Here is a 14,637-nt window from a genome sequence, read left to right as displayed (position 1 = left end):
TCAGCCCCGGTTACGCTCCCGCTTCAGCCACGCTCCGGCGGACGGCAGGAACAGAAGCACCAGCCCTGCGAAGGCCAAGAGAAGCCCGGCCCCCCACAACATCACCACGTAGCTGCCGGCGGCACCGCTGGGGACCAGGAAGGCGGATGCCAGGAGCAGGACGGGCAGATGGGCGGCCAGCAGCAGGATCAGTGCCCAACGGGCCCAGGTCCGGCGGCCCAGCGCGGCGGCCAGGACTGCCGCCTCAAGCGCGGTCACCAGCAGGAGGGCGCCGATGCTCCCCCAAAAGACCATGTTCGCGGCCGTCCCCACCGAGTCCGCGTCGCTGCCAGCCGCCATGTCCGCCACCACTCCGCGAAGCCGCTGCAGGTTGGAGTCGCGGGCCACGAAGGATCCCAGCAGGACGGCCAGCCCGGCGACGAAGCTGAAGAGCCAGAGCGTGCGGGCAGTGCGGACCGTCCGGGGCGCCGGGGCGGTGACCGGGATGGGCGGTGGCGTGGAGTAGGACAGGCCGGGCCTCGGTGGGGGAGCGGACAGGCGCCGCTCTTCTCCGCCGGGCTGGGACGCCATGGGGCTTACTTCAGTCCGTCGGTATCGTGTTCGTCGGTGCCGCGCTGGTGCTTCCCGCCGTCGTCCTTGGCCTTTGCTTCCAGATCGTCACGCAGTTTCTTGAGGCGTTCGGCCTCAGCCTGGTTGCGGCGGCGCGCCTCAAGGTTGCGGAGGAAGTCCGGGTCGTCATCCGGAGCTGTGGGATGCGGGTAGCTGGGCCGCGGCTGCGCGGTGCCCCGCGGCCGGCCAATCAGCAGCCACAGGACGGCACCGAGGACGGGGAGGACGATCTGCACGATGATCCAGGCGGGTTTCGAAATGCCCCGGGTCAGGCGGCCTTCAGTGCGAATCACGTCCACCAGGCCATACACAAAGATGACGAGGACTGCGACGGCCAAAGCCACACGGAAGAGCATGCCATCAAGTCTATCGTCAGGACGGGCAGGGGCCGCGGGCCGGGGCGGCTAAACTTGAATAGTGGCCTTTTTGAAATATTCCCTGATCCGGCTGGCAATCTTTGTGCCCCTGTTTGTCCTGTTCGCGCTTCTGCAGGTTGGGGCGCTGATGTCGGTGATTTGCGCCGCGCTCATTGCCTTTGCCATCAGCTACCTGTTCTTCCAGAAGCAGCGCGACGCTGCCTCCGCAGCTTTGCAGCACCGCTTCTCCGGGAAGGCCAAGCCCCTGCGCTCCGCCGGTGAGGTCCAGGACGCCAACGCCGAGGACGCCCTGCTGGACGCCAATCCTGACATCACCATCAACAACGCCAAGGGCAGCAGCAAAAAGAGCTAGAACCCGTGGCTGAGGATCAGTCCCAGTGAGAACAGCAAGCTGTAGCCGAGGTTGATCAGGCCGGTCTGCTTCAGCACCGGGATCAGGCTCTTGCGCTTGCGGCCGTTGATCATCAGCCAGGCCGGCATCAGGCAGGCCGGAATGAGCAGCAGCACGATCAGGATCCACGGCCGGCCCGGCGCCAGGATCACCACCAGCAGGATGGCGACCGCCAGCATCAGGACGTAGCTTTCGCGTGCGTGCTTGTCCCCAAGCCGCACGGCAAGCGTCTTCTTCCCGGCCTGCATGTCCGTGGGAATATCCCGGACATTGTTGGCCATGAGCAGGGCGGTGGCAATGAGACCGGTGCCGATGGCGCCGATGACCGCTGACAGGCTGATGTGCCCGGCCTGGGTGTAGGTGGTGCCCAGGGTAGCCACCAGGCCGAAGAAGACGAACACGAACAGGTCGCCCAGTCCCATGTAGCCGTAGGGGTTCTTGCCGCCGGTGTAGCCCCACGCAGCCATGACGCAGCCCAGGCCCACCAGGATCAGCCACCATGCCTGGGTGAGGACCACCAGGACCAGGCCGAACACCATGGCCAGGGCGAACGTGCCGAACGCCGCCCACTTGACGTGTTCCGGCTTGGCGGCGCCGGAGCCCACCAGCCGCAGCGGACCCACCCGGTCATCGTCGGTTCCGCGGATGCCGTCCGAGTAGTCGTTGGCGAAGTTCACGCCCACCTGGAGCAGGAGCGCCACCAGCGCCGCGAGGATGGCGTTGGGCAGGAGGAACGAGTCCATTTCGTAGGCGGCGGCAGTGCCGATCAGCACCGGCGCGATCGCTGCCGGCAGCGTCCGGAGTCGGGCGCCTTGGATCCATTGGGCGGCTGTTGCCACGGTTAGTACCTCGTGTTGTTTCGATAAGACGGCTGGCTGGAACGGGCGCACCTGCCGCGGTGGTGCAGGTCCACTCTACTTTCCCCCGTGCAGGGTGCTGAGTTCGGCGGTCATGGCGAGCCGGTCCGGCTTTCCGTTCGGCAGCATCCGCAGCGCCGGTGCGGTGAGGACCGTTTTGGGCGCCAGTACCCCCAGCTGCCGCTGCCAGTGCTGTTGAAGTACGACGGCGGGGTCCCCGGCTTCCTGCCCCGGCCCGCCCTCACCGGCGGCGCCTTTCCCGGCGGCGCCTTCGGGGGCAAGCGCCACGTAGGCCACCACGGCCTGGCCCCACTCGGCGGAGGGAACACCGGCCACGAAAGCCGCTGCGACGGCGTCGGACTTTTCCAACTGCTCCTGGACGTGCCCGGCGGAGACCTTTACGCCGCCGGTGATGATGACGTCGTCGGCCCGGCCCAGCACGGTGAGCCGGCCGTCGTCGTCAATGGAGCCGAGGTCGCTGGTGCGGTACCAGCGCACCCCGTCCTCCTCGAAGAATGTTCCGGTTTCCTCGTCCGGTGCCTCGATGTAGCCGGCGGCCACCGTGTCCCCGCCCAGCAGGATCCGGCCGTCCTCGGCCACCCGGACCGAGACGCCTTCCAGGGGGTAGCCGTCGTACACGCAGCCGCCGGAGGTCTCCGCGGAACCGTACGTGGTGACCACCCGTACCCCGGCATCGCGGGCGGCGTCGAGCAGCGCCGGGGACGCCGGGGCGCCGCCCAGCAGAATGGCGTTGAAGCGGCGGAGCACGGCGAGCGTGTCCGGTGAGGGATCGTCCAGGAGCCGCTGCAGCTGGGTGGGCACCAGGGACGTGAACCGGATTTTGTCCGTCAGTTCCAGCGCTGCGGCGGTGAAGGCCTCCGGGGTGAAGCCGCCGAACATGTCCATGACCCACGGCCGGGTGCCGGCGAACAGGGAGCGCACCAGCACCTGGATGCCGGCAACGAACTGTACGGGCAGGGCCAGCAGCCACTGGCCCTCGCCCTTGAGCCGCAGGGCGGTGGCCATCGAGGACGCCGCCAGGCACTCCACGGTCAGCAGGGTTGCCTTGGGCGTGCCTGTGGAACCGGAGGTGCGGACCACGGCCACGGCGTCGTCGCAGCCGGGGGTTTCCACGTGGCCCACGATCAGTTCGCCGTCCGGTCCAACGGACAGTTCGACGGCGGGGCCCTCGCCATGGAGGGCGGCCGCGAGGGCTTTCAGGGCCGGTTCGATGTTCAGGGGGCCGGTTGGGCCGGGCGCCGGTGTTGCTTCGCTGTTCATTGCCGTCCTGCCTTAGAAGTAGTGCGGGAAGCGTGACCAGTCGGGGTCGCGTTTTTGCAGGAAGGCCTCCTTGCCCTCCACAGCCTCATCCGTCATGTATGCCAGCCGGGTGGCTTCGCCGGCGAACACCTGCTGGCCTGCCAGGCCGTCGTCGGCCAGGTTGAAGGCGAACTTCAGCATGCGGATGGCCTGCGGGGACTGCTTGGCGATGTCCGCGGCGTACTCCAGCGCCACTTCCTCCAGGCGTTGGTGGTCCACGGCCTCATTCACCGCGCCCATGCGAACCATGTCCTCTGCGGAATATTCGCGCGCAAGGAAGAAGATCTCGCGGGCGGTCTTTTGCCCCACCTGGCGGGCCAGCAGCGCGGAGCCGTAGCCGGCGTCGAAGCTTCCCACTGTGGCGTCCGTCTGTTTGAACTTTCCGTGCTGCCGGGACGCGATGGTGAGGTCTGCAACCACGTGCAGCGAGTGCCCGCCCCCGGCCGCCCAGCCGTTGACGACGGCGATGACCACCTTGGGCATGGTGCGCATGAGCCGCTGGACTTCCAGGATGTGCAGCCTGCCGGCCCGGGCGGGATCGATGGTTTCCTGCGTTTCGCCGTCGGCATACCGGTAGCCGTCCCGGCCCCGGATCCGCTGGTCGCCGCCGGAGCAGAAGGAGTGGCCGCCGTCCTTGGGGGAGGGGCCGTTGCCGGTGAGCAGCACGGTGGCAACGTCGGGCGTCATCCGGGCGTGGTCCATGGCGCGGTAGAGCTCATCCACGGTGCCCGGCCGGAAGGCGTTGCGGACCTCGGGGCGGTTGAACGCGATGCGGACCGTGGGCAGGTCGCGCACCCAGCCGCCGCCGGAATCCCGCTCCACCTGGCGGTGGTAGGTCATGTCCTGGAAGTCCTCGAAGCCGGAGACCACCCGCCAGCGCGTGGCATCGAAGACATCGGACACCGGGGCGGGGATCTGGTTGCTCACCGTCCAAGTCTAGTAATCGGCGTCAGCTGATGCAGAACTCGTTGCCCTCGGGGTCCGCCATGGTGTGCCAGGAGTGCGGTCCCTGCCGCGCGGACCAGAGGAAGGAAGCCCCGCGGGACTCGAGCTCGCGCCGCACTTCGTCCTTGTCCCGGCCGTCCAGCCTGACGTCCCAGTGCACCCGGTTCTTCACCGTTTTCCCTTCGGGCGCCGTCTGGAACAGGATGCGCCGCTCGGGATCCTGTGACTCAATCTCCTCCGGCGGCCGGATGGCGGCGCCGTCCTTCCACACCAGCTTGCCGCGGTGCGTTGTTGTCTGGTGCTCCGTGGCGAAGCCCTGTTCGATCATGGAGCGGATGAAGCGTTCGTCCTGCGGTTCCACCGCCCACTGCAGGGTTTCGGCCCACCAATCGGCGAGCTCATGCGGGCTGGCGGAATCGACAACTATCTGGATGTTCAGTCCCATTCGTCCACGGTAAAGGCGGCCGCGGCGTTGCGGAAGGGGGTTCCGCCGATGCGCCGCCCATCCCTCCAACATAGAAAAGTATTCTTGACAATATGTCATGACATAGGTCACAGTTTCTAGCGGAAAGGGTTTTCCCCGCTACAGCGAGAGACAGGACAGAGCATTGTCAGAGACGACAAGAATCTCCAGCATTACCCGCCGCCAGTTCGGGCTGACGGCCTTCGGTCTTTCGGCCCTGGCCGCGGGCCTCACCGCCTGTGGCGGGGGAGGAGGGGGCTCCTCTGACGGCGGCGCCAAGACCCTGCAGCTTATCCTGTCCGGCGACACCAACCAGGGCGGCGCCTTTGCGGCGGCTGCGAAGAAGTACAAGGAAGCCACCGGCATCACCATCGAAGTGGTTGACGTTCCCACGGCTGACATCGCCACCAAGCTGAAGAACGCAGCCACGGCGAACGACCTGCCGGCGCTGGCCCGCGTCACCAGCATCGACCCGCTCTGGGTCAACCAGCTCCAGGACCTCACGGACATTGCCAAGTCCCACGGAATAGACGACAAGTACCTTCAGGAGTCCCCGGACGGGATCATCCCCGCCATCCCGTCCGACCTCACCGCCGTGGGCCTGTTCGTCAACAAGAGCCTGTTCGACAAGGCCGGAGTCAAGTACCCGACGGCGATCGGAAACACCTGGACGTGGGACGAATTCATCGCCGCCGTCAACCAGGTCCGCGAGAAGGCCGGAGCCAAGTACGGCGTGGTCATGGATCGCTCCGGGCACCGTCTGCGCGCCATGATGTACGAGTTTGGCAGCACGGCCTTCGCCAAGGAAAACGGCAAGTACGCCGGCGACGCCAAAGCCGTGGAGACCCTGGAGTACTTCAAGAAAATCAACGATGACAAGACCATGCCCAAGTCCGTCTGGCTCAGCGGCGAGGATGGCAACGCCATGTTCAAGAGCGGCCAGGTTGCCGCGTACTACTCGGGCAGCTGGCAGGTTGCGGATTTCAACAAGAACATCAAGGACTTCGAATGGATGTCCGTCCCGCTGCCGAAGAGGGAAGTCAACGCCACCAACCTGGGCGGCGGGTTCATGGTTGCCTTCAAGGACACCGGCGCAGACCAGGAAGCCAAGAAGTTCATCGACTGGTTCTATGAGGACGCCAACTACACCGCGTTCGCTCAGTTGGGCGGCTACCTGCCTGCCAAGGACCTCAAGGTGGAGTACCAGTTCCAGCAGCCTTCCTTCGAGCTTTACCAGCAGCAGATCGCCGGCAACCAGGCCAAGGGCGACAACGCCATCAAACGCGTGGTGGCCGAGGCCTACGCCGAGACCCCGTTCTCCGGCGACCCGCTCCGCGAAGAGACCGTCAAGATGCTCTCCGGCGGCCAGGACGCAAAAACCACGGTGGACAACATCGTGAAGCTCTACAACGGCGCCTGATCCCGTGGCCCAACCAACCATCAGCACCGCGGCGGCGCCGGGCGCACCGGCGCCGGCGCCGGTCCGCAGCAAATCCGCGCAGAAGCGCCGGAACCGGTACGTCATCGCCCCGCTGGTCCTGATCGGCGTCAACGTTGTCCTCTTCCTGGTGTTTTTCGTCTGGCCGGGGGCGCTGGGCCTGCTGTACTCCTTCACGGACTACCGCGGGATCGGCAAGCTGCACTTCATCGGCCTGGCCAACTTCCAGAAGCTCTTCGCGGACGGCTCGTTCTACGCCGCGCTGGGCCGGACCTTCGTGTACACCGTCCTGTCCGTTCCGCTGGTCTATGTCTGTTCCCTGGGCGTCGCCGCGCTGCTGGTCAGCAAGGCGGTCCGCGGCCGCACCGCCGCGAAAATGGTGATCTTCCTGCCCTGGCTGATTTCGCCCATCGTGGTGGGCGTCATCTGGAAGTGGCTGTTCGGCCAGGACTTCGGGTTCGTGAACTTTGTGATCTCCACCCTCGGCGGGAACCCGCTGCCGTGGTCCAGCGACGGCAATTTGGCCCTCGCCGTGGTCATCTTCGCCTCGGCCTGGGGCGGCACCGCCTTCAACATGCTGCTGTTCATAGCGGCGCTGAAAAACATTCCAGAGTCCCTGCTGGAAGCAGCGGAGCTGGACGGCGCCAACGCCTGGCAGCGCTTCCGGCACGTGACCCTGCCGGGCATCGCGCCGACGTCGTTCATGGTCATCCTGCTCTCCACCATCCACGCCATGAAGGAATTCGCCATGATCCAGGCGCTCACCGGCGGCGGGCCCGGCACCCAGAACACGCTGATTGTGCAGTACATCTACAAAACCGGTTTTGAGCAGTCAAAGGTGGGCTACGCCAGCGCCGCCTCCATGGTGCTGATGGTGGTCCTGCTGGCCATCGCCCTCATCCAGCTGCGGTTCAACAGGAAGAAGGGCTGACCCATGGCAACAGCTGCCAACCTGCCCCCTGCCGTGGCGGAGGAACCCGCCCTGGGCACCGAAAGGGCAAACGCAACCTCCGGCAGGAGGAAGCCGCGCCGCCAGCCCGGCAACACGGAACTCCGGGCCAAGGCCTCCGTTCCGCTGACCATCCTGATGTGGCTCATCGCCGCCATCTACGCGCTGCCGCTGCTGTGGTTCCTGCTCAGCTCTTTCAAGCCCGGCAGTGAATTGTTCAGCTACCCCTTGTCCATGATTCCCAGGGAATGGACCTTCCAGGGGTTCGTGGACGCATGGGAGCGGGTGGACTTTGCGCAGTACTTCCTGAACACCGCCACCGTGTCCATCGTCACCACCGCGTTGACGGTCTTCTTCAGCGCCTGCACCGGATACGCGCTGGCCAAGTACAACAACAGGGGCACCCGGCTGTTCTTCGTCTGCATCCTGGCCACCACCATGCTCCCCACGGAAGTGATCCTGAACCCCACGTTCTCCGTGATCCGGGACCTGGGGCTGTACAACTCACTGGCCGGCATCATTGTGCCGTCCGTGTTGACGGCCACCGGCGTGTTCATGTTCCGGCAGTTCTTCCTCACCGTCCCCGACGACCTGCTGCACTCCGCCAGGATCGATGGTGCGGGCGAGCTGGCAATCTTTTTCCGGATCATGCTGCCGCTTTCCAAACCCATTTTGTTCACGCTGGCCATCTTCTCCTTCCAGTGGCGCTGGAACGACTACATCTGGCCGCTGATCGTGCTCAACGATCCCAAGTGGTACACCCTGCAGGTGGCACTGCGGAGCATTGTGGGGGCGGAAAACATCGACTGGCCGGTGCTCCTTGGCGCATCCGTGATCTCCCTCCTGCCGCTGGTCCTGGTGTTCTTCGTCTTCCAAAAATACGTACTGAACGCGGACGTCAGCGCCGGCCTGAAGGATTAGGACGGTCCCGCCGCGGCGGGACCGGTGAAAGGCAACAACATTGCAGACAGCAACAGCGGACACAGCATTCCTGGAGCAGGTTGTGGAGGCGGCCGACCGCGACGTGGCGGTGTTCCTGGCAACGCACGACGACGAGATCCCGGCTTTGGCGCACCGGCCCGCCATGGCCAGGCTGCTGGCCCTGGTGGCGGTTTTTACCGAGCCTGGTTCCGGATTCCACCGGCAGGAACGGCTGGGCGCGGCGATGGGCCGGTGCCTGGACCGGCTGGAAGCGCTGCAGGGGCCAACCGGCCTGTTTGATGGCACCAACCTCTGCTCGCCGCCGGACTCGGCCTTCACCTTAAACGACGTCTGCTTAGCAGTGCGGCTCATCCGCGGGGCAGCCGTACCGGGGCCCCTGCTGGACGAGGTGGAAGCACGGCTGGCCGCCATCGTCGCCACATCCATTGATGCCATGGTGGCAGGCGGCGTCCATACCCCCAACCACCGCTGGGAGCTTTGCGCAGCACTGGCCCAGATCAACAGGATCCAGCCGCGCCAGGACATCGGGGAACGGATCGGACAGTGGCTGGCCGAAGGCATCGACCAACTGCCGGACGGCATGTACTCGGAACGGAGTCCGCTGTACGCCACGGCGGTCACCAACCCCTCCCTGCTGACCATCGCCGACAGCACGGACCGGCCTGGACTCCTGGACCACGTCCGGCGGAACCTCACCGCCTTCCTGCCATGGTTCAACGCGGACGGCACCGTGGAATCGGTGTTCTCCAGGCGGCAGGACCAGTGGATGCAGTTCGGCGCCGCCCCGTTCCTCCACCTGTACCGCCGCCTCGCCGCGCAGGACGGACGCGCCGACTTCGCAGCTGCCGCCCGCTGGCTGGCCGGCTTTCCCCTCCACGAACCCGCGAAGCTGCTTGCCCTCACCCGGCTGGATCAGTGGCTGTCCGCGGCACTTCCGTCCGCACCGACGTCGGACGCCACTTTTGCCCCGGACGCCTCGTTGTCCCTGCCGCCTGCCCTGACGCCCGCGGAAGCGTCCCTGGACAGCTGCAGCGCCTACCGGCTCCGATCGTCCGGCACCGTGGCCACAGTGTTCGGCGGCTGCGACCCCCTGGTTCCCGGAGTGGGGTCAGGACTTGCCACCAACCCCACCTTCCTCCGCGTCGGACACGGCGCCGCGGTGCTGTCCCACGTTCGGCTGTCCAGGAGCTTCTTCGACCTGGGGCCGTTCCGCAGCCAGCACACTGTCCGGCGTGGTGGTGCCCTGGTCCTGTCCGATGAGCTGGTGGCCAACTTTTACCAGCCCCTGCCGGCGGACAAGCTGCGGGCGGACGGGATATACGCGCTGGAGCACGAAGGCCGGTTCAGCGCCGGCATGGAGTTTAGTGCCCGGGCAACCGACGTCCACCGGCTGGCCACGGAGATCGTGGTCCAAGCCGGGGATGGACAGGTTGGGCTGGACATCGGCTTTGCGGGCACCCAGACCGCTTTTGCCCTGGAACTTACGTTCCCGCCTGGCGGGTTGCTCGACGGCGTCGAACCAGCAGGTGCCGCCGGGACCTTCCAGCTTGTGGCAGGAACGGGCTCCTACCGCGTGGGGAAGCATGTCATCGAGTTTGGCCCAGGCCTGCCGGTGGATCCGGATACCCCCGCCGCCTACAACCCCGGCGAAAGCTACCGCTACCTTGGCGGTACCAATGCTTCCGATGGCGTTAAGGTCTACATCGCCGGCAGGACCACCGGCAGCCACCGGTTCACGTTCCGGGGGTACACGGTCCCGGACTGACGCCGGCCTAGGCCTGGACGTTCTGCATCTGCTCGAACAGTTCCGGCGGGATGGCGTAGACCAGGATCACGGCCAGCAGGTTCTTGGCGGCGTGGACGAAGTAGGAGAACATGACGTTCTTACCTGTCCATATATAGACGAATACCAGCGTGGCGCCCATGGCCAGGTAGGGGAGCAGCGCAGTAAGGGTGACCGCCTCCTGCCCCACGATGTGCAGTGCCGCGAAAAACACCACGGACAGGATGCAGCAGATCCAGATGTTCACCCGCCGGCTGAGCTTGCCGATCAGCAGGTGGCGGAAGATGTATTCCTCCACGAACGGGCCCACCACCACCAGCAGCGGGACCATGAGCCAGGCGGGGACCTGCTGCATCAGCGCCTGCAGCCCGGCCTGGTTCGCGGAGGTTTCCACCTGCCCGTTCGCCGCCACCACAACCGCGGTAAGGATCATCATCGCGATCACGGCTGCCGGCACCATCAGCAGGGTGAACCAGGGCCGGGTTGCCAGGACTTTGAGGTCCCGGAGCACCACTTTCCGCGCGGCCATCAGCGCCAGTATTCCCACTGAGACATAGAACAGCAGGTTCACGGCGTAGGAGGCAGCTGCAGGGGACGGGGCCACCTGCCGCAGCAGTGGGGTCAGCACATCTCCGGCCAGCGCGAAGAATCCGGCAATGGCGACGTAGAGGCACAGCGTGGCCAGGTCCATCGGGGAGAAACGGTACAGCTGGGGCTGCGGAGCGGGCGGTAAGCGGTGGGCTGTTGCCATGCCCCCCAGCCTAGCGCCGGGCGCCCGTGTGTAGTGCGCGTCACGTACCACTCCGGACCGTCTTGTAAGATGGTCTGGTCGCGTGAAGCTTCGGCAGTTCGGCCGATCCACCCTCACATGTGCTGGTCCCCAGGCCTGAAGGCCGAATTTTGTGAGCTCGATCATACGAAGTCCGGATGCGGCCAACCCCCAACCCACAAGGAACAGTTGTGCCTCAAAGTACCCCCACAGACCTTAAGAACAGCACGGCGCCATCCGCCGCCGTCGACCCATCCCTCAGCGCCGAGGGCTACAGCAAGACCCTGGGCCGGCGCCACGTCACCATGATCGCCATGGGCGGCGCCATCGGTGTAGGCCTCTTCATGGGAGCCGGCGGCCGCCTCGCCTCCACCGGGCCGGCCCTGATCTTCTCCTACGCCATCGCCGGCGTCATCGCCTACCTCCTCATGCGGGCCCTGGGCGAACTCATCATGTACCGCCAGACGTCCGGCTCCCTGGTGAGCTACGCGGGCGAGATGTTCGGCAAAAAGGGCGCCTTCATGTCCGGCTGGATGTACTTCATTAACTGGGGCATGACCGGCATCGCCGAGCTCATCGCGATCGGCCTGTACTTCCAGTTCTTCTTCCCCAACGTCCCGGTGGAAGCCTCCGCCATCGCCGCCCTGGCACTGCTGGTGGCCGTCAACCTGCTCAGCGTCAAGGCGTTCGGCGAGTTCGAATTCTGGGCCTCCTGCCTGAAGGTCGCCGCCATCCTGATCTTCCTGGTGGTGGGCACGTTTATGGTGGTCACCAACGCCCAGGTGGGCGATGGCCACGCATCGGTCGCCAACCTCTTCGCCGCTGAGGGCGGCATGTTCCCCAAGGGCGCCCTGGTGATGGTCCTGGTCCTGAACGCCGTGATCTTCGCCTACAACGGCATCGAGCTGGTCGGCGTCACGGCCGGCGAGATGGAAACGCCGGAACGCGAAGTGCCCAAGGCGATCCGCGCCGTCGTGCTCCGCATCGTGGTGTTCTACGTAGGTTCCGTCCTGCTGCTGGCCATGCTGCTGCCGTCGGACCAGTACAAGGCCGGCACCTCCCCGTTCGTCACCGTGTTCGGCCAGATGGGGTTGGGTTGGGTTGGTGATGTGATGAACATGATCGTCATCACCGCCGCCCTGTCCTCCTGCAACTCCGGCCTGTACTCGATCGGGCGCGTGTTCCGCACCATGGCCAACAACGGCCATGCCCCGCAGTGGCTCACCAAAATGTCCAAGCGCCACGTGCCCTACGCGGCCATCCTGGCCATCGCGGCGTTCTACCTGGTGGGCATCATGCTGAATATCTGGTTGGGCGGCTCGCACGCGTTCGACCTCGCCCTGAACACCGCCTCCATCGGCGTCATCTTCTGCTGGGGCTCCATCTTTGCCAGCCAGATCGTGCTGCGCCGCCGCAAGGGCGTCACGTCCAGCCTGCCGATGCCGGGCTCGCCCTGGACCAGCTGGGCCGGCCTTATCGGCCTGCTCGCCATCACCGTGCTCATCGGCTTCGACACCATGACCAGCAAGGACGGAGAAGTGTTCTACCTGGGCCTGTGGACGCTGGCCACCATTCCGTTCTTCGCCCTGGTCCTGTGGCTGGGCTGGCAGAAGGTCAAGAACAACCAGCCCAAGAGCGAGCTCTTTAGCTAGGGATTTCCAACGGCGTACCAAACTACGCACGACGGCGGGCAGCCCCCTTGAGTGGGCTGCCCGCCGTCGGCGTTTTCCATCGATTGTTCCCTAGCTGCCGTTTTGAGCGCTCAAAAGGGCACTTACGGAGCACTCGATGGAGATTGGCCCTTCAGGTACTTGGCGAAGTGTTCTTCAATGCGCTCCCAGGCTTCGGGTGAAGACTCCGGGTCCGGCCCCACGCCCATGACCCGCATCAGCGGCCTGAGGAGTACCGGCCCCAGCTCTTCGTCGTTGAGGAAGGCGTGGCCGGCGCCGGGAAATTCCTTCACGCTGTGCTCAATGCCCAAGTGGTCCAGGGCTGATTCGAGCCGGGCCGCGGCTCCCTTCAGGGACTTGTCCGCGCCCCCATAGTTGGCCACGATGGGGCAGGCGCCGCGCAGTGCGTCTTCCAGGTCCTGCTGCTGCTTGCCCGGAAGCCGGCCGTAGTTGACGGAGGCGGCGTCGAACCCGTCCCGCGCCACCAGCAGCGCGAACCCGCCGCCCATGCAGAAGCCGATCACCCCGGTCCTGCCGTTGCCCAGTTCAGAGTCCGCAAGCCAGGCACGGGCCGTGGCGATGTCGGTGAAGGGCCGCCCCGTGCGGGCCGCCATGGCACGCATGGTTCCCACCAGGCAACGCCGTGGGCCGCCGTCGCTGTACAGGTCCAGCGCCAGGGTGAGGTACCCGGCCCGGGCCAGCCGGTCCGCGTGCCGCCGGGTCTGGTCGTCCAGGCCGAATGCTTCATGGATCATCACGACGCCGGGAAAAGGCCCCTGTCCTTCGGGCACGGCAAGGTAGCCGTGCAGGGAAGGGGATCCACCGGCAGCGGTGCTCGCAGCGCTGAGGTCTACGTTCGTCATGGGCCAAGGCTAACCGGCGGCCTCCAGGATGTCGCGCGGTTTGCGCCCGGGGTATTCGACGCCGGGAGGCGGGCTGGTGTGCGCGGCGCGGCCGGGGCAGACTGGGCCTGTGACCGAACCGTGGGTGCTGCATGTGGACCTGGACCAGTTCATCGCTGCTGTCGAGGTACTGCGCCGTCCCGAACTTGCAGGCAGGCCGGTGATCGTGGGCGGCCGGGGCGACCCCACGGAACGGGCGGTGGTGTCCACGGCCTCCTATGAAGCCCGGGCCTACGGCGTCGGTTCCGGCATGCCGCTGCGGATCGCGGCGCGGAAAGTGCCCGATGCGGTCATCCTGCCGGTGGATCACGAGGCCTACCTTGAGGCGTCGGCGAAGGTCATGGCAGTGCTGCGCTCGCAGCCGGGAACCACGGTCCAGGTGCTCGGCTGGGATGAGGCGTTCATCGGCATCGAGTCGGCGGATCCGGAGGCCTGCGCCCGGCAACTCCAGCAGGCCGTCCTGGCGGAAACACAGCTGCACTGCAGCATCGGCATCGGCGACACCCTGGTCCGTGCCAAGGTGGCGACGACGTTCGGCAAGCCAGCGGGCGTCTTCCGGCTCACGCAAGGGAATTGGCTTGAGGTCATGGGGGAGCGCCCCACCATCGACCTGTGGGGTGTGGGAAAGGCGGTGTCCCGGCGTCTCGCCACCCACGGCATCCAGACCGTTGCTGAACTGGCAGCAGCCAACCCGGATGACCTGGTTCCCGAATTCGGACCAAAAATGGGGCCCTGGTACGCGCAGCTGGGACGGGGTGACGGCTCCCGGGTGGTCGATGACACGCCCTGGGTGGCCCGCGGGCACAGCCGGGAGACCACCTTCCAGCGCGATCTGACCGACGCGGCACACGTTGACGACGCCGTCCGCGAGTTGGCGGCGAACGTCCTGGAGGATGTCGCAGCGGATGGGAGGCCCGTAATCGGGCTGACGTTGAAGGTGCGCTACGCCCCGTTCACCACGAAAACGTACGCGCGAAAGATCCCTGCGACGTCGGATCCGGCAGAAGTGCTGGCCCGCGCCCTTGACCTCACGGCGAAGATCGAGCCGGACCGCCCCATCCGGCTCCTCGGGCTGCGCGCCGAAATGACCATGCCAGACGATTCCCGGCAGGGCCATACGCCAACGCGCAGCGGCTGGTGATCTCCCGTCGATTGCTGAGCACTTGTCGTTATGGCGCCCCACAACGACAACCAGTCAGCAGTCGATTCCTGTTTGGACCGC

15 protein-coding genes are annotated in these 14,637 nt (G+C 66.1%); 7 read left to right on the top strand and 8 right to left on the bottom strand.

From position 1 onward, the window contains the following. Together ACTAQI_RS12560 and ACTAQI_RS12555 are read right to left on the bottom strand one after the other, a co-directional pair. Entirely contained in the window at nt 1-570 is a 570-nt protein-coding gene (locus ACTAQI_RS12560; RefSeq protein ID WP_457946262.1) for a hypothetical protein, read from the bottom strand. Between the two features lie 5 nt (nt 571-575). After that, nucleotides 576-965: a PLD nuclease N-terminal domain-containing protein gene (locus tag ACTAQI_RS12555; RefSeq protein WP_457946260.1), complete on the bottom strand. Its 390-nt coding sequence runs from the start codon at nt 963-965 to the stop codon at nt 576-578. Nucleotides 966-1,026: 61 nt separating this feature from the next. On the opposite strand from ACTAQI_RS12555, the gene ACTAQI_RS12550 reads away from it, so the two are divergent. Further along, the gene (locus ACTAQI_RS12550) at nt 1,027-1,338 is read left to right on the top strand and encodes a DUF4229 domain-containing protein (RefSeq protein ID WP_457946258.1); all 312 of its coding nucleotides are present in this window, start codon (nt 1,027-1,029) and stop codon (nt 1,336-1,338) included. Here ACTAQI_RS12550 and ACTAQI_RS12545 read toward each other — a convergent pair. The 4 genes from ACTAQI_RS12545 to ACTAQI_RS12530 all read right to left on the bottom strand — a co-directional run bounded on the left by ACTAQI_RS12545 (nt 1,335) and on the right by ACTAQI_RS12530 (nt 4,944). Continuing rightward, nucleotides 1,335-2,216, bottom strand: a complete 882-nt coding sequence (locus ACTAQI_RS12545) for a 1,4-dihydroxy-2-naphthoate polyprenyltransferase (RefSeq protein ID WP_457946257.1) — start codon at nt 2,214-2,216, stop codon at nt 1,335-1,337. The two genes, ACTAQI_RS12550 and ACTAQI_RS12545, sit on opposite strands and share 4 nt — an antisense overlap. A 75-nt stretch (nt 2,217-2,291) precedes the next feature. Then, nucleotides 2,292-3,515, bottom strand: coding sequence for an AMP-binding protein (locus ACTAQI_RS12540; RefSeq protein ID WP_457946256.1), 1,224 nt, complete (start codon nt 3,513-3,515; stop codon nt 2,292-2,294). Between the two features lie 12 nt (nt 3,516-3,527). Next, nucleotides 3,528-4,481: a 1,4-dihydroxy-2-naphthoyl-CoA synthase gene (locus tag ACTAQI_RS12535; protein WP_457946254.1), complete on the bottom strand. Its 954-nt coding sequence runs from the start codon at nt 4,479-4,481 to the stop codon at nt 3,528-3,530. Between the two features lie 22 nt (nt 4,482-4,503). Further along, a complete protein-coding gene (locus ACTAQI_RS12530; RefSeq protein ID WP_457946252.1) occupies nt 4,504-4,944 on the bottom strand; it encodes a VOC family protein in 441 nt (146 codons plus the stop codon). Nucleotides 4,945-5,107: 163 nt separating this feature from the next. Between ACTAQI_RS12530 and ACTAQI_RS12525 the strand changes: the two genes are divergently transcribed. Genes ACTAQI_RS12525 through ACTAQI_RS12510 form a run of 4 tightly spaced genes read left to right on the top strand, consistent with a single transcriptional unit; the run spans nt 5,108 to nt 10,056 of the window. After that, on the top strand, nt 5,108-6,382 hold the full coding sequence (locus tag ACTAQI_RS12525) for an ABC transporter substrate-binding protein (protein WP_457946251.1): 1,275 nt from the start codon (nt 5,108-5,110) through the stop codon (nt 6,380-6,382). A gap of 4 nt (nt 6,383-6,386) precedes the next feature. After that, the gene (locus tag ACTAQI_RS12520; RefSeq protein ID WP_457946249.1) at nt 6,387-7,331 is read left to right on the top strand and encodes a carbohydrate ABC transporter permease; all 945 of its coding nucleotides are present in this window, start codon (nt 6,387-6,389) and stop codon (nt 7,329-7,331) included. Between the two features lie 3 nt (nt 7,332-7,334). Beyond that, on the top strand, nt 7,335-8,270 hold the full coding sequence (locus ACTAQI_RS12515; protein ID WP_457946248.1) for a carbohydrate ABC transporter permease: 936 nt from the start codon (nt 7,335-7,337) through the stop codon (nt 8,268-8,270). 40 nt (nt 8,271-8,310) lie between these two features. Then, complete coding sequence (locus ACTAQI_RS12510; protein ID WP_457946247.1) at nt 8,311-10,056, top strand: hypothetical protein; 1,746 nt, start codon at nt 8,311-8,313, stop codon at nt 10,054-10,056. Between the two features lie 7 nt (nt 10,057-10,063). Here ACTAQI_RS12510 and ACTAQI_RS12505 read toward each other — a convergent pair whose 3' ends face one another. Further along, nucleotides 10,064-10,825, bottom strand: coding sequence for a CPBP family intramembrane glutamic endopeptidase (locus ACTAQI_RS12505; RefSeq protein ID WP_457946245.1), 762 nt, complete (start codon nt 10,823-10,825; stop codon nt 10,064-10,066). A 209-nt stretch (nt 10,826-11,034) separates the two neighbouring features. Between ACTAQI_RS12505 and ACTAQI_RS12500 the strand changes: the two genes are divergently transcribed. Next, nucleotides 11,035-12,495 (top strand): amino acid permease, encoded by a 1,461-nt coding sequence (locus ACTAQI_RS12500; protein ID WP_457946244.1) that lies wholly within the window; start codon nt 11,035-11,037, stop codon nt 12,493-12,495. A gap of 122 nt (nt 12,496-12,617) precedes the next feature. Here ACTAQI_RS12500 and ACTAQI_RS12495 read toward each other — a convergent pair whose 3' ends face one another. Then, nucleotides 12,618-13,376, bottom strand: a complete 759-nt coding sequence (locus ACTAQI_RS12495) for a dienelactone hydrolase family protein (protein WP_457946242.1) — start codon at nt 13,374-13,376, stop codon at nt 12,618-12,620. A gap of 109 nt (nt 13,377-13,485) precedes the next feature. Here ACTAQI_RS12495 and ACTAQI_RS12490 point away from each other — a divergent pair, with 109 nt between their 5' ends. After that, a complete protein-coding gene (locus ACTAQI_RS12490) occupies nt 13,486-14,556 on the top strand; it encodes a DNA polymerase IV (RefSeq protein ID WP_457946240.1) in 1,071 nt (356 codons plus the stop codon). Nucleotides 14,557-14,637: the final 81 nt, after the last annotated feature.

The sequence above is a fragment of the Pseudarthrobacter sp. alpha12b genome, assembly GCF_054130495.1.
Note: the sequence above shows the minus strand (reverse complement) of the source record. Positions and strands in the feature narration are given on the sequence as shown.

Excerpts from the sequence above, each read along its gene's own strand:
- ACTAQI_RS12555 (WP_457946260.1), bottom strand. The coding sequence starts at position 965 with ATGCTCTTCCGTGTGGCTTTGGCCGTCGCAGTCCTCGTCATCTTTGTG.
- ACTAQI_RS12505 (WP_457946245.1), bottom strand. The coding sequence starts at position 10,825 with ATGGCAACAGCCCACCGCTTACCGCCCGCTCCGCAGCCCCAGCTGTAC.
- ACTAQI_RS12515 (WP_457946248.1), top strand. The coding sequence starts at position 7,335 with ATGGCAACAGCTGCCAACCTGCCCCCTGCCGTGGCGGAGGAACCCGCC.
- ACTAQI_RS12540 (WP_457946256.1), bottom strand. The coding sequence starts at position 3,515 with ATGAACAGCGAAGCAACACCGGCGCCCGGCCCAACCGGCCCCCTGAAC.
- ACTAQI_RS12560 (WP_457946262.1), bottom strand. The coding sequence starts at position 570 with ATGGCGTCCCAGCCCGGCGGAGAAGAGCGGCGCCTGTCCGCTCCCCCA.
- ACTAQI_RS12495 (WP_457946242.1), bottom strand. The coding sequence starts at position 13,376 with ATGACGAACGTAGACCTCAGCGCTGCGAGCACCGCTGCCGGTGGATCC.
- ACTAQI_RS12530 (WP_457946252.1), bottom strand. The coding sequence starts at position 4,944 with ATGGGACTGAACATCCAGATAGTTGTCGATTCCGCCAGCCCGCATGAG.